This is a genomic window from Nocardia amamiensis, from assembly GCF_015477605.1.
Taxonomy (GTDB): Bacteria; Actinomycetota; Actinomycetes; order Mycobacteriales; family Mycobacteriaceae; genus Nocardia; species Nocardia amamiensis_A.
On sequence record NZ_JADLQX010000018.1, the window covers coordinates 53,521 to 78,147 of the forward strand.

General features: G+C 69.9%; 6 protein-coding genes (1 of these 6 only partly in view). 5 read left to right on the forward strand and 1 reads right to left on the reverse strand.

Going from position 1 to position 24,627, the window contains the following annotated elements:
- The 5 genes in view from IU459_RS23295 to IU459_RS23315 are tightly spaced (at most 37 nt apart) and all read left to right on the forward strand, a layout consistent with a single transcriptional unit that may run on beyond the window.
- A protein-coding gene (locus tag IU459_RS23295; protein WP_195131694.1) for a type I polyketide synthase crosses the window boundary here: on the forward strand, positions 1-7,768 show its final stretch. The gene continues 14,024 nt to the left of window position 1, outside the view; 7,768 of the gene's 21,792 nt are visible here — the last part of the coding sequence; its start codon lies beyond the left edge, outside the window; its stop codon occupies positions 7,766-7,768.
- On the forward strand, positions 7,765-20,820 hold the full coding sequence (locus IU459_RS23300) for an SDR family NAD(P)-dependent oxidoreductase (RefSeq protein WP_195131695.1): 13,056 nt from the start codon (positions 7,765-7,767) through the stop codon (positions 20,818-20,820). Before IU459_RS23295 ends, IU459_RS23300 begins: the two co-directional genes overlap by 4 nt.
- Positions 20,817-22,661 (forward strand): thioesterase domain-containing protein, encoded by a 1,845-nt coding sequence (locus IU459_RS23305; protein ID WP_195131696.1) that lies wholly within the window; start codon positions 20,817-20,819, stop codon positions 22,659-22,661. The genes IU459_RS23300 and IU459_RS23305 overlap by 4 nt, the downstream gene beginning before the upstream one ends.
- A 15-nt stretch (positions 22,662-22,676) precedes the next feature.
- Positions 22,677-23,093 carry a cupin domain-containing protein gene (locus tag IU459_RS23310; protein ID WP_195131697.1) on the forward strand — a complete coding sequence of 139 codons (417 nt, stop codon included), beginning with the start codon at positions 22,677-22,679 and terminating at the stop codon, positions 23,091-23,093.
- Positions 23,094-23,130: 37 nt separating this feature from the next.
- Positions 23,131-23,853 (forward strand): hypothetical protein, encoded by a 723-nt coding sequence (locus IU459_RS23315; RefSeq protein ID WP_228838380.1) that lies wholly within the window; start codon positions 23,131-23,133, stop codon positions 23,851-23,853.
- On the opposite strand, the gene IU459_RS23320 is transcribed toward IU459_RS23315, so the two are convergent.
- A complete protein-coding gene (locus tag IU459_RS23320) occupies positions 23,831-24,589 on the reverse strand; it encodes a polyprenol monophosphomannose synthase (RefSeq protein ID WP_195131698.1) in 759 nt (252 codons plus the stop codon). The genes IU459_RS23315 and IU459_RS23320 overlap by 23 nt on opposite strands.
- Between the last annotated feature and the right edge of the window lie 38 nt (positions 24,590-24,627).

The following is a 24,627-nucleotide window of genomic DNA, read 5'->3' on the forward strand; positions in this document are numbered from 1 at the left end:
CTTGCTGGACGCGGCGTTCCAAGCGACATATGCGGCGATGTCGCCGCGGGCCGGGGACCACACCTGGGTGCCGTTCGCCGTGGACCGCGTGCTGGTCCCGGCGGGTGCGGGCACCGTTCGATTCGGCCATGTGCGCGTCGTCGAGCAGACGCCACAGCTGTGTGTCGCCGATGTTCGACTGCTCGATGAGGAGGGTTGTCCGGTGCTGGTCGCGGAGGGATTGCGAGTGATGCGGACACCCACGCCGGAGCCGGCCCGGAAGCCGTCCGGTCATACTGCGCATGATCGGTCCGCCTCGGATAGCTATCGAATCGACTGGCGGGAAGACGAATCGGCACTGCCCGGCGGTGCGAACGGGCGCTGGTTGGTCGTCGGGTCGGGTGGCTTTGCCGACGCGCTCGCCGAGGCACTGCGGGCGCGCGGCGCGGAGTGCGTGCTGGCCCGGCCTGGGCGCGGTTTCGCATTCCGCGGCGAGGACGAGTTCGAGGTCGATCTGGGTGTGCCCGCGGCGGTACGTGCCCTGCTCGGCGCCGTGAGCGACGGCCGTACACCGTTGCGCGGGATCGTCTCCGCGGTCGCGCTGCCGACTGCTGACGCACCCGCGCCCGCGCATGCGGAAAGTCTCGTGGTGGGCGCACTGCATCTCGTGCAGGCCGCCGCGCTCGCGGGGGAGCCCGCGGTGTGGCTGCTCACCCGTGACGGCCAGCGGGTCGATCCGTCCGATCGGGTTGCGCCGGAGCAGTCCGCGCTGTGGGGTTTTGCGCGCAGCGCGCAGCTCGAGCAACGCGAAATGCGCTGTTGCGTCATTGATCTGGATCGGCAGGCCGCAGCAGACGCGGTGGTCGACGTCCTCGTCGCGCCTTCGGGGCCAAGACAGCTGGCGCTGCGCGGGGAACGCTGGCGTGTGCCGCGGCTCGTTCCGCTGGAACCACTGCCCAGGGTCGCGGCGACGCCGGACGCTGGAGGGACGGTGCTGATCACCGGCGGTCTGGGCGGCGTGGGGCTGCTGGTGGCCCGCTGGTTGGTCGACCGAGGGTGGCGCGAGCTGGTGCTCGCGGGACGTTCGGCGCCCGACGAGCAGGCGGAGGCGATGATCGCCGAACTGCGCGGACGCGGAGCTCGGATCAGCGTGCGGTCGCTCGACGTCGCTGATCGTGACGCCGTGGCCGCCACATTGGATTGGATCGACCGCGACTTGCCGCCGCTGGCCGGGGTGGCGCATCTGGCCGGTGTGCTCGATGACGGGGTGATCGCCGAACAGACGGCGGCGCGCGTCGGGCGCGTACTCGCGCCGAAAACGTTCGGCGCTTGGCACCTGCACGAGCTGACCGCGTCCCACTCGTTGCGGTTCTTCCTGCTGTTCTCCTCGGCCGCGGGCGTGGTCGGCTTACCCGGTCAATCCAGCTACGGCGCCGCCAACGCCTTCCTCGATGGCCTGGCCGAGCTGCGGCGCACGCTGGGAGCGCCTGCACTGTCGATCGCGTGGGGTCCGTGGGCGGACACCGGGATGATGGAGCGGTTGACCAGCGGCGAGGTGGATCGGCTGGCGCGGCGTGGCTACGGCCTGTTGCGCCCGGAGCAAGCCCTCGAAACGCTGTCTCGTCTCTTCGATTCCGCGACGGCAGGCGCGGTCACCACGCTTCCGCTCTTGCCGTCCGCGGCTGGTGCGGACGCGCCGGACGTGCTGCCGGAAGCTGGATCCCCCGTTCCCGCTATTGAAAACCGCTCGGCTTCCGCCGATGTCGACGGCCGCGCCCTCGAGATGGAGGCACTGGTGCGGCGCTGCCTCGGGCTCGGTCCGGACGCCGATCTCGATCGCCCGCTGCACGAACTCGGTTTGGACTCGGTCGCGGCCCTGGAGATCCGCGACGAACTGTCGCGCTCGAGCGGGCATCGGCTGCCCGCGACGCTCGCCTTCGAGTACCCGACGCCGCGGGCGGTCCTCGATCTGCTGGTGCAGCTGGGGACGACACGGACGTCCGCTCCGCCATCGACCGAGGTGCATGGCGATTCGCCTCTGCGCACGGCGGCGCGGACTTCCGGTCCCGCGGTGCACAGCTCCGCAACTTCGGCGACCGGCGCCGACCACGCACTCGGCAATGGGACGAGTGCGACATCAAACAGGTCGCTCACACCGGTGCACTATGGCGCGACGAACGACCGGCTGAACCATCGCGGGCACGACCCCGCAACGAACGGCGTGCCCGATCACCGCGGGAAGGAGCCCGCGTCGAACGGCAGGGCCGATCACCGCGGAAACGAGCCCGCGTCGAACGGCAGGGCCGATCACCGCGAGAACGAGCCCGCGACGAACGGTGCGGCTGATCACCGCGGAGTTGTGAACGACGGAAGCGAACAGCGAACGCCAGAGCCGACGAACCAGCAGCGCCCTGTGGTCACCGAACGAGCATCGGCCGACTCATCGATGATGGCGCCGGGTGCGATGGCCGGTTCGAGCTCCGGTTACCGCGCCGATGCGGTGGGGGATATCGCGATCGTGGGTGTGAGCGGCCGCTACCCGGGTGCGGACGGACTCGACGAGTACTGGCGGGTGCTGGTCGAAGGGCGTGACTGCATCACCGAGATCCCCGTGGAACGCTGGGATCATTCCCGGTACTTCGTCCCCGATCGGCACAACCCGTTCACCTCCTACACCAAGTGGGGCGGGTTCCTCGACGACGTCGACTGTTTCGATCCGCTGTTCTTCGCCATCTCACCGCGCGAGGCCGAAGTGCTGGACCCGCAGGAACGACTGTTCCTGCAAACCGCCTGGGCGGCATTGGAAGACGCCGGGCACACCCGCGCCGACCTGGCCCGTGGCGGTCTGCGGCCCGAGGAAGCCGGCGTGTTCGTCGGCGTCATGTGGGGCACCTATCAGATGTTCGGCGCCGAGGAGTCCCGGCTCGGGCGCGGCACGCTGCCCGGGTCGACGTTCTGGAGCATCCCGAATCGGGTGTCGCACGCGCTCGATTTCCAGGGACCGAGCATCGCGGTGGACACGGCGTGCTCGTCGTCGCTCACCGCTTTGCATCTGGCCTGCCAGAGCTTGCGCACCGGCGAATGCCGCCTGGCTGTGGTCGGCGGGGTCAACCTGTCGCTGCACCCGTACAAGTTCGTCGCGCTGAGTCAGGGACAATTCGCCTCCACCGATGGTCGCTGCCGTTCCTTCGGCGCGGGCGGGGACGGATACGTGGCCGGTGAGGGTGTGGGGGCGATGGTGCTACGGCCGCTGGCCGACGCCGAAGCAGACGGCGACACCATCTACGGCGTCATCAAAGGCACCGCGGTGAACCACGGCGGCCGGGTGAACGGCTTCACGGTGCCGAACCCGGCCGTGCAGGCGGCGGTGATCCGTTCCGCACTGCGCGTCGGCGGCGTCGACCCGGCTTCGGTGTCCTACATCGAGGCGCACGGCACCGGCACGGCTTTGGGTGATCCCATCGAAATCGCTGGTCTTGCCAAGGTGTTCGGTGATGCCGGAGTGGCCGAGCTGCCGATCGGTTCGGTGAAGTCCAACGTCGGCCATCTCGAGGCGGCGGCCGGTGTCGCGGCTTTGACCAAGGTGCTGTTGCAACTGCGTCACGAGACCATCGTGCCGTCGCTGCACGCCACACCGCCGAATCCGAATATCGACTTCGCGGCTACACCGTTCCGGATCCCGACCAGCCCGCGGCCGTGGCCGTCGGGGGATCCGTCCCGGCCGCGGCGGGCGACGGTCAGCTCGTTCGGTGCGGGCGGTGCCAACGCCAACGTGGTGATCGAAGAGTACGTCGATCGGCGACCGGAGACCAGGTTCAGCGGCGGACAGGTGGTTCCGGTGTCGGCGCGCGACTCCGACCGGCTCGTGGATTACGTTGCCGCACTGGACCGTTTCCTCGCCGGGCAGCAACCGAACCTCGCCGATCTGGCCTACACCATGCAGGTCGGCCGGCAGCCGGGCCGTGCTCGCGCCGCGTTCGTGGCCCGTGACATCGACCAGTTGCGCGCCGCCGTTCGCGCCTGGGTCGATGACGCGCCCGGCGCGCGGGACTGCCGGGACGCGGCCGAGGATTCGCGGATCGCGCGCTGGCTCGGCGGCGGCGACATCGACTGGGCCACCGTGCGCGATCCCGGGCCCCGCCGCCGCATTCCCGCGCCGACCTATCCGTTCGCCCGTGAGCGGTACTGGATTCCGGATGTCGCATCCACGGCGGAATCCACTCCCATGCAGCTCACGCATGCCGCCACTACGCCGGTGCAGTCCACACCGGTGCACCTGTCCGCACAAGCCGGGCAATCCACGCCGGTGTGGCAGCCCGCGTCAGTGCACCAGGCCACGCCGACCCCAGAGCCCACGCCGACCGCGCAGTCCACTCCGGTGCCGCAGCCCACGCCCACGGCACAGCCTGCTCCTACGGCACAACCTGCTCCCACCGCGCAGTCCCCAGCAATACAGCGGCCTGTGCCCGGCGCGAACGCTGGATCGGCGCGGCAGTTCGCTCGGACGGACCGGCGGCTACTGGTTCCGGTGTGGCGGGAACTCCTCCTGCCTGCCGGGGATCTGCGTTCTCGGCGCACCCTCGTCGTCTACGACGCACGGACCCCGCACCCGCTGGTCGAGGCGCTGACTGCCGCGACCGGTGATCCGGGACGCCTGGTCCGGCTCGCGCAGCCGGATGGGTTGGCCCGCGACGACTTCGACGCGGGCGCACGGCACGGCCGAGGGTTGATGGCACGCTATCCCGATACCGACTCCGTGATCGATCTGTGCGACCTCGCCCCGGCACCGGGCGGCCGACCGACCGGCGACCTCGGGCGGATGGGCCTCTACCAGGGCGTTATCGAGGCACGAACGGGTGCCCTCGCGCTGATCCACCTCACCGCCGGGGACCCAGGCACCGACGGCCCGGAATCTGCACCGCTGGGTGGCCTGGCCGCCGCGCTCGCCGACGAGATCCGCGGCGTGCGGACTCGCAGCGTCCATCTGGTCGCCCAGCGCGACGCGGTGTGCGCGGACCCGGCTCGGTTGCTGGAGATCCTCGGCGCGGAATGCGCGGCCGATGACGGCGCACCGCGGGTGCGGTACCGCGGCGGGGTGCGCGAGGCCGTGGAATTCGCGGACGCGATCCCGCGCGACGGTCTCGTCGTCGATCCCGCGCGCACCTATGTGGTGACCGGCGGTACGCGCGGTTTGGGTGCGGAGTTCGCGGCGGCGCTGGTCGAGCGCGGCGCACGCCGCCTGGCCATCCTCGGCCGGGAACCACTTCCGCCAGAAACGGAATGGGACCGGGTGGCCGGTGCGTCCGGCTCGGATGCGGACAAGGTGCGGCGGCTGGTCGCGCTGCGTGATCGCGGTGTCGCGGTGCGGACCTACTTCGGCAGTCTCGCCGACGAGGCGGCATTGACCGGATTCTTCGACCAGGTGCGGCGCGAACTGGGTCCGATCGGCGGCGTGCTGCACTGCGCGGGAAGTGTGTCGCCCGAGAGTCCGGCGTTCGTACGCAAAACCGGCCCCGCCGTCGCGACGGTGCTCGCTCCCAAGCTGGCGGGTACCGCGGTTCTCGCGGACGTACTCGCCGCCGACCGTCCGGATTTCTTCGTGTTGTTCTCGTCGGTGTCGGCGGTGCTGCCCGCTCTCGCGGTGGGCCTGTCGGACTACGCGATGGCGAACGCGCACCTGGACCGGTTCGCCGAGGCCCAGCACGCCGCGGGACGGACCTGGTTCCGGTCGATCAACTGGCCGTCCTTCCGCGACACTGGATTCGGTGAGGTAACGAGCGCGGCCTACCGGGCCACCGGCCTTCCAGCCCTGACCGCCGCAGAAGGATTCGACCTGCTCGACGCCGTGCTGGGGCTGCCGGAAACTCCGGTGGTGCTGCCGTATCACGGTGCGGCGCTGCATCTTTCGACGAGAGCGAGCCAGTCGGCCGTCGAGGTCCGGCCCGCGTCGCCGACAGCTGCTGCCCAACCGTCGCCGAACGGCTCCGGGCAGGCGTATCAGGAACTGCTGCGGATCTTCGCCGACGAGTTGAAGCTCGCACCGGCGCGGTTCGAGGGTGACAAGCGGTTCGAGGAGTACGGCGCGGACTCAGTGCTCATCGCCTCGGCCGTGCGCCGGATCGAGCAGGTCGTCGGTCAGCCTTTCGACCCGGCACTGGTGCTGGAATTCCCGACCTTGGACGCGCTGGCGGGGCTGCTGACCGAGCAGTTCCCGCAACGTTTCGCCGCTGCGCCGCAACCGGATACCCTGCAGCCGACGAGCGACGCAACCACGCCAGGGGACGATCCGGTTGCGCCGCGCGGGGCGACGAACACCTGGTCCGCCGATGCCCGGCGGGGCCAGGCCGCCGAACCCATCGCCGTGGTCGGCATCGGCTGCCGCCTGCCGGGCGGCGACGATCCAGGCTCCTTCTGGCGCATGCTCGCCGAGGGCCGATCCGGCATCCGAGAAGTGGATCCGGCGCGCTGGGATCCCGCGCGGTTCTATCGTCCAACCGGCGGTCCCGGGTTCACCAACAGCAAGTGGGGCGGGTTCGTCGACGGCGTGGATCTGTTCGACCCGCAGTACTTCAGGGTCAGCGACGAACAAGCATGGCAGATGGATCCGCTGCAGCGGTTGCTGCTCGAGACGTCGGTGCTGGCCACCGCTGACGCCGGATACCGCCGTGAGGAGTTGGCGGGCAAACGGGTCGGCGTCTACGCGGGCAGCCGCGCGGCCAACTACTTCAACCGGATTCCGGTCGCCGACCGGCACACCATCATCGGCATCGGCCAGAACTTCATCGCGGCCCGGATCTCCGACTACTTCGACTGGCACGCGGGCAATGTCGTGCTCGACAGCGCGTGCTCGTCCTCGCTGCTGTCGGTGCACCTGGCCTGCCAGGCGCTGCGCGCGGGCGAGGTTGACGCCGCGCTGGCCGGCGGCGTGGAGGTGCTGCTCGACGAGATGCCGTTCGTGACGCTCTCGGCGGCGGGTGTGCTCTCGCCGAACGGCAGGTGCGCGACGTTCTCCGAGGACGCCGACGGTTTCGTGCCGGGCGAGGGTGCGGCGCTGCTGGTGCTCAAGCGGCTCGACGACGCGCTCGCCGACGGTGATCGCGTCTACGCGGTGCTGCGCGGCTCGGCCATCGGCAACGACGGGCACACCATGGGCATCACGACACCCAATATGCGGGCGCAGATCGAGGTGGTCACCGCGGCGCTCGAGGTGGCGGGGATGTCGCCGGACGCGCTGTCCTACCTGGAGGCGCACGGCACCGGCACCATGATCGGCGACCCCATCGAATTGAAGGGGCTGGCCACCGTGCTGGGCGACCGGTCGGGGCGCCTGGAGCCGTGCGCGGTCGGCAGCGTGAAAACCAATATCGGCCATTTGCTTTCGGCCGCGGGCATCGCCGGGGCCGTCAAGACGATCCTGGCCGTGCACCATGCGGCGCTGCCGCCGTCGCTGCATTGCGACAACCTCAATCCGCGCTTCCAGTTCGCCGGTTCACCGCTGCAGGTCATTCGGGAGCTGCGCCCGTGGCGGCCCGCCGACGGCAGGCCCCGCGCCGCGGGCGTCAGCTCGTTCGGGTTCGGCGGCACCAACGCTCACCTCGTCGTCGAGCAGGCGCCCGATGGGCATCGGCCGACACGTCGTCCCCTGGATCCACCTGTCTTCCGCAAGAGGAGCTTCATGCTGCCGAAAACGGTTCCGAGCACACCCACGGTGCCCGAGCCACGGTTCGTGGTCCCGATGACGCCGAGCGCCCCGGCGCCGTCGTTCCTGCGCGTGGAGCCGCTGCGATGAGGGGGATCGATCTGGACAGCTTCGCCACCACCCTGCACGCCGATGACCCGGTGGTGCGCGACCATCGCGTGCACGGCGTGCGGATCCTGCCCGGCGTGGTGTATCTCGACATGATCCTGCGCGCGGCGATGGCGGCCGGTTATCAGCCCGCCGACCTGACCATCCGGGAGGCGCTGTTCCAGCGTCCGGTCGCGCTCGCCGAGGACGGCGCGGTGCGCATCGCGTTTCGGGTGGACCGCCCGACCGGGCGCATCGCCATCGACGTTCAGCGACTAGACCACGCGGGCGCGCCGTACGGACCGGTCGATCCTGTCGCGGAATGCGTTCTGGTGCAGTCAGATACGCCAGACGAGCCGCCGGCGTCGGATACCGCGGCCGGGTCGACGCAGGTGCGCGGCATGGCCGAGATGTACGCGCAGAGCGGTAGCCGCGGCATCGAGCATCGCGATTTCATGCGGGCCACCGGCCATTTCACGCGCAGCGGCGACATCGTCACCGCGACGATGGGGCTGGGCCCCGAGGCGGCCGCGCACCTGCCCGGCTTCCTGCTGCATCCCACGTTCCTGGACGCCTCGACGATCGTTCCGTTCGTCGATCCGCAACGGTTGGGTGCCGACGACGACAGCGCGTTCATCCCGATCTACTTCGGCGACGTGCACGCCTGGCGGGCCACGCCGGAGGAGGTCTTCGTGCGGGCTTCGGTCCGCGGCGGGCACGGCGGAGACCTGCTCGAAGCCGACGTGGCGCTCTACGCCCCGGACGGCTCGCCGGTGGTTCGCTATCGGCTGACGTCGAAGCGTGTGCGCGGCAGCGCGGACATCCAACGGTTGCTCACACCGGCGGAGGGGACCGCGCCGCCGGTATCACACGATGCCGTGCGCGCCAGAGCGGCAGCCGCGCAATACGATCCGGCGGCTACCGGCCCGGCACCCGCCGCGCAGTATGGTCCGCCGGCCACCAGCCCGGCACCCGCCGCGCAGTATGGTCCGCCGGCCACCAGCCCGGCACCGGCCGCGTCGGCGGACGACCCACAGGCACTGATCTCCGCCGACCTGGCTGCCCTGGTCGCCGTCGAACTGGGTGCCGATGCGTCCGGTATCGCCACCGACGTGGGGTTCTACGAACTCGGCCTGGATTCCGGGCGCCTGCTGCGGCTGACCGCCGAACTGGAAGGACGGGTCGGCGAACCGCTGTATCCGACACTGCTGTTCGAATACCAGACCATCGACGCGCTCGCCGGTCACCTTGCCGAGACAGTCGGCGCGAAGTACCGAGCCGACGCCGCCACGGCAGTCCCGGCAACGACCGCATCCCAACCCGGCCCAGGTGCGAGCACGGCTGAGTTCGCCACGCAGTCAACGGAGCTCGGTTCAGCGCCGCAAGTGGCAGCCCCGGCGACCGGATCAACCGACCCCGGTCCCGCGCCATATGCATCCACGCCGACGGGATCAAACGAACTGGGAACGACTCCGCAGGCGGTTATCCCGGCGGCAGGATCATCCGACCCTGGTCCCGCGCCGTATGCACCCACACCGACGACAGGGTCAACCGGACTGGGTTCGGCGCCGCAAGCGGTTACCCCGCCGATCAGATCGACCGACCCCGGCCCCGCGACCGCAGGGGCGAGGGCCGCCGTGCAGCAAGCGGCCACACCGACAGCCGCATCGACTGAAATTGGTTCGGCGCCGCAAGCAGGCGCCCCGAAGGCGGGCTCAACCGAATTCCGTTCGGCGCCCCACCCGACCGCGCCGATAGCGGAACCGCCCTTCGCATCGTCGAGAACTGTCGACCCCACGGCAGCGGCCGGGGACGAGCTGGTCACCTTTGGTTTCGACTGGGAACCCGACACCATCGCACGCTCTCGCCGCGAAGCGACCAGCCTGCTGGTCTTCGACACGACCGACCACCCCTACCGTCACGCCGGGGCCGCCGCCGTGGTCAGGGTCCGGCCTGGTGACGAGTTCTTCTCCGCCGCAAGTGATTTCGTTGTCAATCCGGCAGACCCACGGCATATGGGCCTGCTGGTCGAGCAGCTGATGGCCCGCGGGCTGCGCTTCGACGCCACCCTGTATCTGTGGCCCGATTCGATCGGCGACGATGACTCGCGGGACTTGATCGAGCGCGTGTACTTGCCTCTGCGTGATCTCGTGCGTGCGACAGCCGGGGTATCCGAACCGCCGGTACGGCTGGTGCTCGCTGTCACGCGCGCGACGCCCGCAGGTGAGCTGAGCTGCGCCCTTCTGGGTGGTTTCGCCCGCACGCTGCGGCTGGAGCAGCCCCAGCCGATCCTGCGCGCTGTGCAATGCGAGCCGGAGGCGGCGATCGATGACATCGTGGCCGCCGAACTGGGCGTGGAGGAACGCCACCCGGCCGCCGAGATCCGCTATCGCGCTGGCCGACGCGAGATCCGGCTGCCGCGCTTGCGTACGGACCCCACGGGCGCCGCCGGGGACAGGGTGCTGCGGACGGGATCGGTGGTCGTGGTGACCGGCGGATTCGGCGGCATCGCCCGGCATCTGGCGCGCCGTCTCGCGACCGACTACGGCGCCCGTCTGGTGCTCGTATCGCGTCGCCCGCTCGACGCCGCAGCCGCTGATCTGCTCGCCGAACTCAACGACCTCGGCGCCGAAGCGGTGCATGTGCGCGCCGACGTGTCGATCGCCGAGGACGCCGAGCGCGTCGCCGCCATCGCACACGCCACGTTCGGGCCGGTCGATGTGCTCTACCACGGTGCGGGACAGCTGCGCGACGGGCTGGTGTCCGGCACCGGCCGCGACGAAGCGGTTTCGGTTCTGGCGCCGAAGGTGCACGGCGTGCGCCACCTGACCCGTGCGCTGCCGGAAGCCCGGCTGACGGTCTTGTTCTCCTCGATCTCCGCGGTGATCGGCAATCCGGGGCAGGCGGACTACGCGGCGGCCAACCGCTATCTCGACGTCTTCGCCGAACAGCGTGACCAGGCCGGAACCAGGACGGTCAGCGTCAACTGGCCGCTGTGGGCCGACGGCGGCATGCATCCGCCCGCAGAGCAGATCGCCGCGCTGCGGCGGGCCGGGATCGGACTGCTGCCCACCGCGACCGGACTGGACCTGCTGCTGTCGTGCGCCGCGCTGGACCGCGCCCAGCTGGCCGCGGTCTGGGGAGACCCCGAAGTCGTGCGCGCCCGGCTTCGTCCGGCTGCCTCGCCGGCGAGCACCTCCGTCGAGTCGGTGGCCGCCAGCGAGCGCCCTGCCCCGGCGAGGCCGACAGGCGTCGGGGAGCCAATCGCGATCGTGGGGATCAGCGGACGCTATCCGCACGCCGACGACCTCGACGAGTTCTGGCGCAATCTGCGCGACGGCCACGACGCCGTCGGCCCTGTTCCCGCTGAACGCTGGTGGTTGACCGCAGCCCGAGACACCCCCGGCGCACCGCCGATGACCGGCGGTTTCCTGCGCGAGGTAGGCGGTTTCGACCCCCAGTTCTTCCGCATTCCCCCCGTGCAGGCGCCACTGCTGGATCCGCAGGAACGGTTGTTCCTGCAACAGGCGTATGCCGCGCTGGAGCATGCGGGCTACCACCACACCGACCCCACGGTGCGGGATCGGCGCGTCGGTGTATTCGTCGGCGCCACCTGGAGCGACTACCGACTGCTGGGGGTGGAGGCAACCCGCGACGGCGATCCGGTCGCCGTCGCCTCGATTCCGTCGTCCATCGCCAACCGCACCTCCTACACCCTCGGCCTGGGCGGACCGAGTCTCACCGTGGACACCGCCTGCTCGGCATCGCTGACCGCCCTGCACCTGGCGCGGCGCAGCATGCTGGACGGCGAATGCGACGCCGCCATCGTCGGCGGCGTGAATCTGCTGCTGCACGAGGACAAGTTCCTGCTGCTGAGCAGTCTGGGCATGATGTCGGACAGCGGCCGGTGCAGGCCGTTCGCCGCGAGCGCCGACGGCTACGTCCCGGGCGAAGGCGTCGGCGCGCTGTATTTGAAGCCGCTGGCCGCCGCTCGCGCCGACGGTGACACCATCCACGGTCTGATCCTGGGCAGCGCCGTCAATCACGGCGGCCAGACTTCCGGGTACAGCGTGCCGCACCCCGGCGCGCAGGCCGAGGTGATCACCGAGGCGCTGCGTGCGGCGGGAGTCGATCCGGCGGCGGTCGACTACCTGGAGGCGCACGGCACCGGAACGCCGCTCGGCGATCCGATCGAAATCGCCGGTCTGGCCGCGACGTTCGGCCGATCCGATGGAACCGGTCGCTCTCGCGCGCTCGGCTCGACCAAGTCGAACATCGGCCACCTGGAAGCGGCCGCGGGCGTCGCGGGGCTGACCCGCGTGCTCCTGCAGATGCGGCACGGACGGATCGCGCCGACCCTGCATGCGGCCCAGGTCAATCCGGCCATCGCGTTCAACTCGGTGCCGTTCCATCTGCCGCGCGAGCTGGAGGACTGGCCGCGGCGCACGGTCGACGGCGTCACCATGCCGCGGCATGCCGGTGTCAGCGCGTTCGGTGCGGGCGGCGCCAATGCCCATGTGGTACTTGCCGAATTCGTCGACGACCGAGCTCGGTCCAGGGTGCCGGGTGGGTCGGAGATCTTCGTGCTGTCGGCACGCACAGCGGCCCAGCTGCGCCGCTACGCCGAGATCATGGCGCAGCACTTCCGTACTCTCGACCCCGACGATTTCGCCGACGCGGTGCGCACATTACAGGTGGGCAGGCCCGCGCTCGCGCACCGGCTGGCGGTGGTCGCGTCCTCGCCTTCCGCGGTGGCCGACGCGCTCGACCAATTCCGCACCGATCAGCTCGGTCCGGTGGTGACCGGCACAGTGGACGCGCAGACCCGTCCGCTGTTCGGCCCGCCGGCGAGCGATCAGGACCTGGCTCGCCAGTGGGTCGCGGGCGCCGACATCGATTGGCGTGACCGCGGCGGCCCGGAGAGACGAATCCCGTTGCCGGGCTATCCCTTCGACCGCACCGACTACTGGATCATCACGCCGCCGCGCTCCGGTTTCGACTCCGCGGTGGCGCAGTTCGAGGCGGCTACCGGGCCCGCGGGCATCGTGGAGCCCGGCAAGCCCGAGCTCGGCCGCTACGCGGCGATGCTGCTGTTCGCCACGCTCGCCGGGATGGGTCTCACACCAGGGGAGTGGACCGCCGAGTCGATGGACGCGGCACTGGGCGTGCGGCCCGAGTTCGCTCGGTTGCGCACCAGCTGTCTGGACATCCTGCTGCGGCACGGGCTCGTCCGGTCGCAGCAGGGCAGCATCGTCGTGCCCGGCCCGCCTCCCGGCACCAGCGGCATGCGCGCCGACCTGCTCGCACGCTTCCCGGAAACCGAGGCGTACGTGGCCCTGCTCGATGCCTGTCTGGCCGCGTATCCCCGCGTGCTGCGCGGGGAGCTGTCCGCCACCGAGGTGTTGTTCCCCGGCGGCGACCTGGGGCTGGTCGGCGCGGTCTATCGCGGCAACGCCGCCTACGATTTCACCAACGGCCTGCTCGCCGAGTTGGTGTCGGCCCTCGCGCAGCAGCGCGGCACCGCGCGTCCCTTGCGGGTTGTCGAGATCGGCGCGGGCACAGGCGGTTCCACGCATGCGGTGCTCGCCGCACTGGCCGACCGCGGGATCGCCTACGAGTACCACTACACCGACGTCTCGCACAGTTTCGTCGCGCACGGACGACGCACCTTCGGCACGTACCCGAACCTGCGTTTCGCCGTGCTGGACATCGAGACCGATCCGGTCGCGCAAGGATTTCCGGCGTACGACGCCGACCTGGTGGTCTGCGCCAACGTCCTGCACGCCACGCGCTCGATCGACTCGACGCTGCGAAACGCGCGGCGGCTGCTGGCACCAGGCGGCGTACTGGCATTCACCGAGGCGACCACCGATCTGGAGGTGCTCGCATTGACCTTCGGGCTGCTGGAGGGCTGGCACGCCTACCGCGATCCCGCAGCGCGAATCCCGCACTCCCCGTTGCTGTCCGAACAACAGTGGCGCGCCGCCCTGAGCGCTGCGGGATTCTCCGGAATCCGAGCATGGGGTCCCGGCCTGTCCGAAGACCCGGAACCGAGCTTCCGGCTGCTGGCCGCCGTCAGCGCCGCCGCGCCCGCTGATGGTCGGTCCGGGACCGATGTCGCCCCGGAACCGGCGCAAACGGCTGCGACCGGCGCATCCACGTGGGCTGCCCACACCCCAGCGCGGGGATCCCAACACACCGGCGCCGTCCCGCAGATGGCACAAGCCGCCGCAACCGGCGCATCGACGCAGACCGTCGGGAACTCGGCACTGGGCGCCCAACGCATCGGCGTGGTCCCGGAACCCGCGCGAGCCTCCGCGGTCAGCTCATCCACCCAGATCGCCCACATCCCGGCGCGGGAAGCCGAACGAATCGGCCTGGAATCGACGCAGACCGACGTCGGCGCATCCGAGCAGTTCGCTGAAGACTCGGTGCCGGCGGTGGAACGCATCGTCTCGGAACCCGCGCGGACGGCGACCGCCCCCGCATCGGCCGCCGCTGTCTCGGCGCTCGAGGCCGAGCTCATCGGACTGGTCGCCGATGGACTCGGCGTGGCGCACTCCGAGGTGCGCGCCGAATTGCCGCTGTCGGAATACGGCGTCGATTCGATCCTCGCGGTGAAGATCATCGACCGCGTCAACGCCCGCTACGGGCTGGCGCTGCGGCCGACAGTGGTGTTCGACCACCCCTCCGTGCGGCTGCTCAGCAGGCGTATGGCCGAAGACGGCGCGACGGCGACCAGCACACCGACGACTCAACCGACCGACAGTGCCCCCAGCCGAATGTCCTCGGCGGCGCGCCCATCGGCATCCAGCCCCAAGACCGTCGGCGCGCCATCCGCATACAGCGCGCCGACCGAGGGGCCCAGCGAAAGGTCAGCATCCATGGACATTGCCATCATCGGCATGTCCGGCGAGTTCCCGGGCGCGGCGAATCTCGCCGAGTTCTGGCGCAATCTCGCCGCCGGACACGACTCCGTGACCGAGGTGCCGGCTTCTCGCTGGCCGGTCGCCGACTACTTCCGGCCGGGCCCGGCGACGCCGGGCAAGACTTACTCCAAGTGGGGCGGGTTCCTCGACGGCGTCGACCAGTTCGATCCGGCGTTCTTCGACCTGGTGCCTGCCGAGGCCGACTACATGGACCCGCAGCAGCGATTATTCCTCGAACACAGCTGGCTCGCGCTGGAGGACGCCGCCATCGACCCGAAGTCGTTGCGGCGCAAGCGGTGCGGCGTGTTCGCCGGGTCGCCCGGGTCGGACTACGCGACCCTGCTGCGCAACCGCGCAGCGGTCGGCTCGCATCACATGTTCACCGGCAACAGCCCCGCCATCCTGCCCGCGCGAGTGGCCTACCATCTGGATCTCACCGGTCCGTGCCTCGGGCTGGACACCGCGTGCTCCTCGGCGCTGGTCGCGCTGCACCAAGCCTGCCGCAGCGTCGCCTCAGGCGAATCCGAGCTCGCGCTCGCCGGTGGCGTCGCGGTCTTCGTGACACCCGAATACCACCTGCTGGCCTCCTCGATGGGCATGCTGTCCCCGCGGGGGCGGTGCGCGAGCTTCGGCGCCGACGCCGACGGTTTCGTCATCGCCGAGGGCGCCGGGGTGGTGGTGCTCAAGCCGCTGGCCGCCGCCGAACGCGACGGCGACCCGATCCACGGCGTGATCCGCGGCATCGGAGTGAACCACGACGGCCGCACCAACGGCATCACCGCGCCGAGCGTGCGCTCGCAGACCGAACTGGAGCTCGCGGTCTACCGCGACGGCGGAATCGACCCGGCCACCATCGGTTATGTCGAAACACACGGGACCGGAACACGATTGGGCGACCCGATCGAGATCGAAGCGCTCACCGCGGCCTTCCGCCATTACACCGACGCGGTCGCCGCCATCCCGGTGGGCTCGGTGAAGTCGAATATCGGGCACGCCTCGCACGCGGCCGGGATGGCGAGCCTGTTCAAGGTGCTGCTGGCCATGCGCGCCGGACAGGTGCCGCCCTCGCTGCACGTCGCCTCGGTGAACCCGCTGCTCGGCCTGGACCAGTCACCGTTCTTCGTCAACACCGCGCTGCGTGAGTGGAGCGGGCCGCGCCGCGCCGCGATCAGTTCCTTCGGTTTCAGCGGCACCAATGCGCACGTGGTGGTCGACGCCGCGCCGATCGCCGACGCCACCCGTCCGCACGTGCCCGGCGGTCCACAGCTGATCGTGCTGTCCGCACGCAGCGCGACGAGCCTGACCCGGATGGCGCGGACACTGCGCAGGCATCTGGCCGCGAATCCGGACCTGGTGCCCGCGGACATCGCGCGGACGCTGGCACACGGGCGCAGCGGATTCGAGCACCGGCTCGCGATCGTCGCGGACTCCTTGGACGCCATCGCAGCCCGGCTCGCCGCGTTCGCCGAAGGCGACCGCCCCGCAGGCGTTTTCACTGGCGTGACCGACGTCGTGACGGACCGAGTCGGTGCGACGGTGCTGGGTGATCCGGTGGCGGCGGCGCAGCAGTGGGTCGAGGGCGGCCACGTCGAGTACGCGGGCTGGACCGACCCGGCGGCGCGTCGTATTCATCTGCCCGGCTACGAGTTCGACCGGGAACGGTGCTGGGTACCGGAGGAGGCCGGTGCGGCTTCGTCCACGCATGCAACCGGCCTCCCGCCAGGGGCTTCCGGGGCGGATGTAGCCGCAGCGTCCCGAACAGTCGCGGCAGCCGAGGGATTCGCAGTGTCCGATACCGCCGCCGCGCCGACTGTCTCCACGCCGGAGGCTGTGTCTGCGCCTCCTACACCTAGTCAGGGTGCAGCCGTTCCCGAGGATGTCTCGGACCGATCAACACTCGCGGCCCGCGTTGTCGCCGGTGTCGTCACGCCGGCAGACGCCGGGTCCGCACCGCCCTTGCCGGTGCAGGCACACACGGAGGCCGCATCCACCGCGCCGTTGTGGCGTACCGCGGAGACCTATCTGAAGGGTCTGCTCGCCGAGTACTGCCGACTGGCCCCGGATCGTATCCGGACCCGTATCCCGTTGCAGGACTATGGCATCGACTCGGTGCTGATCAGCAAGATGAACGACCGGCTGGAAACCGACTTCGGCCCGCTGCCGAGCACCCTCTTCTTCGAATACCAGACCATCCGCGACCTCGCGGGCTATCTCGCCGACGAGCACGCGCCACGGGTGGCCGCACTGGCCTCCGGACTCGCATCCGGGGCGGCGTTCGGCAGCGCAGCGGCATCAGCGCATGTCATGGCCGGCTCAGTGCACGTGGACGTGGCACACACCGCACCGACCGTGGCCCACGCAGCGCCCGCCGATCCGGCAATCGAGGCGTCGCACCGCGCACCGGTGCCAGCGCAGACGATGGCGACCGGCCCGGCAGCTTCGGCGAGCGCGCCCGCCCAACGACCCATCGGCGACGATTCCGACGACGACATCGCCGTCATCGGCATGGCAGGTCGGTTCCCCATGGCGGGTGATATCGAGGAGTTCTGGGCAAACCTGGTCGCGGGGCGGGACTGCATCGTCGAGGTTCCGCCGCAGCGATGGGACCACCGCGAGTACCTCTCCGACGATCCGGACGAGCCGGGCACCACCTACGCACGCTGGGGCGGGTTCATCGACGACGTCGACAAGTTCGACGCCCGCTTCTTCGGCATCACGCCCAAGGATGCCGAGGAAATGGACCCACAGCAGCGCTTGTTCCTCGAGACGTCCTGGGCGGCATTGGAAGATGCGGGTTACACGCCGGATCGCGTGCGGGCCAGCGCCGCGTCCCGCGGTCTGCTCGATGCCGGAGTGTTCGCCGGGGTGGGCTATGCCGAGTACCAGGCGTTCGTCGGCGTGCCGATTTCCGGGTATTTCGCGGTGGCGAACCGGGTTTCGTATCACTTCGGGTTCAGCGGTCCCAGCCTGGCGGTGGATACGGCGTGCTCGGCATCGCTGACCGCGCTGCACTTGGCGTGTGAGAGTCTGCGCCGCGGCGAGTCGGCATACGCGCTGGCGGGCGGGGTCAACGTGTCGATCCATCCCGGGAAGTACCTGCTGCTCGGCTATGGCCGGTGGGCCTCCACCGATGGACGCTGCCGGTCGTTCGGCGCGGGTGGCGACGGCTATGTGCCGGGCGAGGGCGTGGTGACCCTGGTGCTCAAGCCATTGCGGCATGCGCGCGCCGACGGCGACCGCGTCTACGGCGTCATCCGGGGTAGCGCGATCAACCACGGCGGACGCACCAACGGCTTCACCGTGCCCAATCCCGCGGCTCAAGCCGACCTGATCGGCCGGGCGCTGACCACCGCACGCGTCGACGCGGGCGACATCGGCTACGTGGAGGCGCACGGTACCGGCACCGCGCTGGGCGATCCCATCGAGATCGCGGCGCTGAGCAAGGCCTATCGCCGCTCCACGACCGAGCGAGGTTACTGTGGCATCGGTTCGGCGAAATCCAGTGTCGGGCATCTGGAGGCCGCCGCGGGTGCCGCGGGCGTGGTGAAAGCGCTGCTGCAATTGCGGCACGACACCATGGCGCCGAACCTGCACAGCGATCCGCCGAACCCGGGGATCGACTTCGCGGCCACACCGTTCCGGATCATCGACCAGCCCACGGCCTGGCCGCGCCCCGAGGACGGGCAGCCCAGAATCACCGCCGTCAGCTCGTTCGGCGCGGGTGGCTCGAACGCCCACGTCATCCTGGCCGACGCCGACCCGATCGCATCGACTCCCGAGGACGGGCAGCCCAGGCTCGTCGTGCTCTCGGCCCGCGACGCCGATCGGCTGACCGAGCTGGCCACCCGCGTGGCCCGGAGGCTGCACGAGCACCCGGTCCCGCTGCCGGACGTGGCGTGGACGCTTGCCGTCGGCCGCACCGCGTTCCAGCATCGGCTCGCGGTGGTGGCCGCCTCCACGGCGGAACTCGTGGAACTGCTCTACGGCGCGGCGGCTTCGGACACGCCCACGCCGGCCGAAGGCATGCTGATCTTCCGCGGCGTGGCCCGCACCCACCGTGAGCTCGACGAGCTGCCCGGCGAATCGGACGCCGACCGCACGGAGGTCCGCGCCCTGCTGCGCTCCGGGAATCTGCCCCGTGTCGCCGAGCTGTGGGCGGGCGGATGGACGGTGGATTGGGAACAGAGCTACGAGCGGCCGTTCGGCCGGATCGTGAGCCTGCCCGGCTACCCGTTCGCGCGGCGCAGGTACTGGATCGTGCCCGAGGACTACCGCCGGCGCAGCCATCCGGCTGCCCCACAGCTGGTCGCGAAGACGGTGGTCGCGCACGAGAACGACCCGGCCGACAGCTGGCGACGCAACGGCCACTCCACGAATGGCGCTGCGGCCCAAGAGATCCTGCGTGCCGATCCGACCACCCCGGAACTCCTCGCACCCGATACAGCCACTACGCCGAGCACGATCACCGAACCGGCTACTGGGATCACTGAACCGGCCGGGGTCACCTCGCCGAACCGGCATGCCGAACCGGCTGAGATCGTCGCATCGAGCGGGACCACCGCTGTGCGTCCCGGGAACGCCGAGCTGGCGGGCGACGGCTTCGACACCGCGCTGCGTGACCAGCTCAGCGAACAGATCCGCGACATCTTCGCCGATCTCACCAAGACCGACCCCGCAGAACTCGACCTCGACGCGGAGTTCGCCGACTTCGGATTCGACTCCGTGGCCACCGTCCGGATGCTCAACCGCCTGATGAAGCACTACGACGTGAAGATTCCGGCGGAATCGACCGAGCTTTATCCGACTATCGCGTCGCTGTCGGAATACCTGGTGGCCGAAGGCATCATCACCGGAGGGACGCACGCCGACGCGCCGCGTGCCACCGAGACCGCGGCGGCCGCCGAAACACAGCAGCACATCCCGCCCGTGACCATGGACGCCCCGATTCCGGTGCGCTCGGTCTTCATCACCGGCGTGACCGGGGTGCTGGGCGGCAAACTGCTGCACGACCTGCTCTCGGACACCGACGTGCGGGTGACCTGTCTGGTGCGCGGCAAAACCGTGGACGCAGCCGAACGCCGGATCAAGCACTTCCTCGGCACTTACGATCCGGACGGCACCCTCGACAAGGCGTTCGCGGACCGGGTGACGACGGTGCTCGGCGACGTCTCCAGCGAACGCCTCGGTCTGGACGAGGTGACCTGGCGGCGCCTCGCCGACGAGGTCGACCTGACCATCCACGCCGCGGGCCGTACCACGCTGGTCACCTTCTACGACGCCCTCGCCCCGATCAACGTCGAAGGCACCCGGCGCGCGGTCGAATTCGCGCTGCGCTCGCGCGGCAAGTACCTGGTGTACGTGTCCAGCTTCAGCGCGCTGGGCGATCGGCTCAACTTCAACAACCCGCCGTTCACCGAACGCGACCTGGAACTGGGTCAGGGCTACGACCACCTGCCCTATCAGCAGACGAAGTACGAGTCCGAGAAGCTGATCCGCGCGGCCAGCGAGCAGGGACTGCTCTGGGACATCGTGCGGCCCGGCAACATCATGGGCGACAGCCGCACCGGCCGGTACCCGTTCTCCGAGGTCAGCGTCAAAGGCGCGTACTACGACATCCTCAAGACGATGATCGAGGCCGGCGAGACGATGCTGACGCCGGTGCACTGGGACATCAGCCCGGTCGACTACGTCAGCGCCGCGATGGTGCACATCGCCTTGCGCAGGCCCACCTACCGGGAGACCTACCACCTGACCAACCCGGACATCCGCCGCTACTACGACGTGGTCCGCTACGTGCAGCGCGCCGGTTATGAGGTGAGTCTGGTGCCGCTGGAGGAATTCCACCGCAGGGCCACCGACCGGCAGATCTACCGGCTCGGCACCGACGAGGTCTACGACAGCCAGACCCTGGAGATGTTCAAGTACGGCATCGAGCTGTTCGGCACGATCCACTACGAGGAGAGCTCCTACGCCGACTGCGCCTACACCCGGCGGGTCCTGGGCGCGGCGGGCATCGACTGCCCGCCGACGGAGGAACTGGTGCGGGTCTACCTGGCGCACTGCGCCGAGATCGGCTACCTCCCCGCACCACGCACCGCCGAGTCGACCGCGGAGGTGCTGCGATGAGCACCGAGCCGTTCGGAAAGGGCGGTGCCGCACTGCCGCAGCCTGGCCTGACCGACTGCACCATCGTCTTCCCGGGACAGGGCGCCCAGCGGACCGGGATGGGCGCGGACTTCTGTGCCGAATTCCCGCTCGCGCGAGAGACATTCGCCGAAGCCAGTGACGCGGTGGGTGAGGACCTGCTGCGGATCTGCGTCGAGCGGGATCCGCGGCTGCACCGCACGGAGTACACCCAGCCGTGCGTGCTGACCATGGAGGTCGCGGCCTACCGGGTGCTGGCGGCCGAATACGGTGTGCGGCCGGTCGCCTTCGGTGGGCACAGTCTCGGTGAGTACGCCGCGCTCGTCGCGGCGGGCGTCTTCGAGCTCGCCGACGGGGCGCGGCTGGTGCGTACCCGCGGGGCGCTCATGCAGCGCGCGGTACCGGAGGGCGAGGGCGCGATGGCCGCGCTGATCCTGCCGGACATCGCCGACTCCGCGGCGGCCGAGCTGGTGGCCGCGGCGGGCGCGGAAGTGGCCAACGACAATTCGACCGATCAGCTCGTCATCAGTGGTGCAAGCGATGCCGTCGCCGCCGCCCGCGCGGTGCTCGCCGAGCGTCTTCCGGACCTGCGATTCGTCCCGCTGCGGGTGAGCGCGCCGTTCCATTCCCGGTGGATGCGAGGGATCGAGGCGGAGTTCGCCGAGCATCTGGCCGCCTGCGCGCCCCGCACACGCGCCGCCCGCGCGGTCGCGGTGACCTCGAACTACACCGGAGAGTTCCACCGGCCCGAGACGCTTGCCGAGCATCTGGTCCGTCAGATCTCCGCGCCGGTGCGCTGGACCGACAATATGCGCGCGCTGCTGCGCTCCCGCACCCACCGGTACGAGATCGGTCCGTCGGCGCCGCTGTCGAAGTTCTTCGCGACGCTGGGCGCGCCGGTGACCCGGATCGCGACGGTGGGCGATCTGCGTGCTCTTCCGATCGAGGCCGGCAGCCCGAATGACCAATCGAAAAGCCGTGCCGCTTCAGCAATTTCGGCAACGATCACGCAGACGGCCACAGAACCGGCGCGAGCGACAGCCGAACCGGCCGCGATGCCGCCCGCACGCGAGACGGGTGCGCTGACCGTCCACCGCCGGACCGCGGGCACGCCGAAGCTGCGGTTGTTCTGCTGGCCGTTCGCCGGCGGCAAGGCCGCCGCCTACACCCCGTGGCGGCGCCAGCTGCCCGACTGGGTCGAGTTGTGCGTCATCGAGCTGCCCGCCCGGCAACGGCATCTGGCGCAGACGCCGATCCGCCGCTTCACCGATCTGGTCGACGCCTCCCTGGCGCAGGTCCTTCCGCTGACCGATCTGCCGTTCGCCTTCTTCGGCCACAGCCTCGGCGCACTGACCGCCTACGAGGTCGCGCGCGGGCTGCCCGCCGGGGTCGAACCGCGGGCGCTGTTTCTGGGCGGCGTGGCGGCGCCACATCTGCCCCGGCCGGGGCGCCTGTCGGGTCTTCCCGATCACGAATTCATCGCCGCGGTCGGCCATTACGGCGGCATTCCGCCGGAGGTGCGCGACACACCCGAGGTGATGGCGCTGTTCCTGCCCGCGCTGCGCAGCGACTTCGAGATCTTCGACGACTACCGATTCACCCCCGCCGCCGCACCGTCGTGCCCGGCCCACCTCTTCGGCGGTCGCGACGACCGCCAGGTGGCGACCACCCAGCTCGAGGCCTGGCGCGACGTCCTGCCTGGGTTGCGCTCCACCGAGCTGCTGCCCGGCGGTCACTTCTTCCTCGTCGAGCATCGCGAGGCGTTGCTCGGCTCTCTCGCGAACAAGCTCACCGCTGTTCGCCCCGACGTAGTACCCGCTTGATGAAGGGATGCAGTAATGAAGGTCGAAGTTCTCACCCCGTCGTGCAATCTCGACACCGTCCGCGATGGGCGCGGCGGCATCTTCACGTGGGTTCCCCCGGAGCCCTTGCTGGAGTTCAACCTGATCTACATGCACCCGGGCAAGGTGCGCGGCTTGCACTACCACCCGCACTTCGTCGAGTACCTGCTGTTCGTCGAAGGCAACGGCGTGCTGGTGACCAAGGACGACCACGAGGATCCGAACTGCCCGGAGGAGTTCATCCACGTGTCCAAGGGCATCTGCACGCGCACCCCGATCGGGGTGATGCACACGGTCTACTCGATCACGCCGCTGACCTTCATCGCGATGCTGACCAAGCCGTGGGACGACTGCGACCCGCCGATCGTCCAGGTAGCGCCGCTGCCGCACACCTTGGAAGGCAACAAGCCATGAGCGGTGGCTCGCGGAGGCATCCCGGAAAGGGCGCGGCATGAGCGGGCTGCGCGTGGCGGTGGTCGGCGCCGCGGGCTATGTCGGCGCCGCGCTGGTGGAGGCGCTCGGCAAGCGGACCGAGTGGGAGGTGGTGCCGGTGGTGCGCGCCGACCACGAACGCCACCGCACCGCCGGCCGCTACGACGTGCTGATCAATGCCGCCTGCCCGTCGAAACGGTTCTGGGCCGAGCACAATCCGGACGCCGACCACGCGGAGACGGTGGACAAGACGCGCCTGCTGCGCGAGCAGTGGCGCTGGGACCGGTTCGTGCAGATCAGCAGCATTTCCGCGCGCACCCAACTGGACACCGTCTACGGGCGCCATCGCGCCGAGGCCGAGCAATTGTGTTCCGGTGCGGACACTTTCGTCGTCCGGCTGGGACCGATGTACGGCGGCGACTACCGCAAGGGCGTGCTCGCCGACATGGCCGCCGACCGCCCGGTGTTCGCCAGTGGCCGATCGCGGCAGAGCTTCGCGCCGGTGGACTGGTGCGCGGGCTGGATCGCCGAGCATCTCGGCGACACCGGCCTGCGCGAGGTGGGTGCGCGCACCTCCGTGACGCTGGCCGAGGTCCGCGACGCGGTGGGCTCGCGCTCGGAGTTCGCCAAAGACTATGTCGACGACCAGTTCCCGGTCACCGCCACCGGCTCCGATTGGCCGGAGGCGGCGGCGGTGATCGACTGGCTGGCCGGAAGGGTCACCGGTGCACGAGCGAGCTGATGCGATGACGGCTGGGCCGCAAGTACTTCTCCGCGCACAGCACCAACAGGAAACGCACGCTGGTCGCCACGTCGCGGGTGCGCATCTTCGACGCGCCCGCGGTGCGGTTGAGTACGTGAATGGGCACCTGCTCGATCCGGAAACCGTTGGCGTTGAGGATGTAGAGGCTTTCGAAGAAGAACGAGTAACCGGTCGAGCGGACCTTATCGAAAGCAGCTACCGGAACAGCGTCCAGACGGTAGTATCGGAACGCGCCGGTGGCATCGTAGGGCATCCGCAGCAATGTCACGGTGAGAAAATGCCCGACCCGGGTGAGGACCTTGCGGAAGGGAGTCCAGTCGGCCAGGCTGTCCTCTTTCAGATATCGCGAGCCGACGACGATGTCGAAACCGTCGGCGGCGGCGCGCAATGCCGGAAGATACGACGGCGGATGCGCGAAATCGGAGTCCATCGTGATGATGTGCCGGTACCCCTGCGCATAGGCCCAGCGGATACCGGCCTGATGCGCGGAACCGACGCCTTGGCGACCGGCCCTGTGCAGCACGTGGATTCGGGGCGCGTGCTGTCGTGCCAGCTCATCGAGCAGGTCACCGGTGCCGTCGGGGGAGTTGTCGTCGACGAACAGGACATCGAAATCCATGCCCTGTTCCAGGATCTGAGCAAGCAACGGCCCGACGTTGCGACGCTCGTTGTATGTCGGAATCATGACCAGAGTTTTTTCGGAGGCCGCGCTCATGCAATCGAATTTTAGTACCGGCGGCGACCGAAAGATAG

What these genes read in the sequence shown, in the direction of transcription:
- IU459_RS23305 (WP_195131696.1), top strand. Translation starts at nt 20,817, where the DNA reads ATGAGCACCGAGCCGTTCGGAAAGGGCGGTGCCGCACTGCCGCAGCCT.
- IU459_RS23315 (WP_228838380.1), top strand. Translation starts at nt 23,131, where the DNA reads ATGAGCGGGCTGCGCGTGGCGGTGGTCGGCGCCGCGGGCTATGTCGGC.
- IU459_RS23320 (WP_195131698.1), bottom strand. Translation starts at nt 24,589, where the DNA reads ATGAGCGCGGCCTCCGAAAAAACTCTGGTCATGATTCCGACATACAAC.
- IU459_RS23310 (WP_195131697.1), top strand. Translation starts at nt 22,677, where the DNA reads ATGAAGGTCGAAGTTCTCACCCCGTCGTGCAATCTCGACACCGTCCGC.
- IU459_RS23300 (WP_195131695.1), top strand. Translation starts at nt 7,765, where the DNA reads ATGAGGGGGATCGATCTGGACAGCTTCGCCACCACCCTGCACGCCGAT.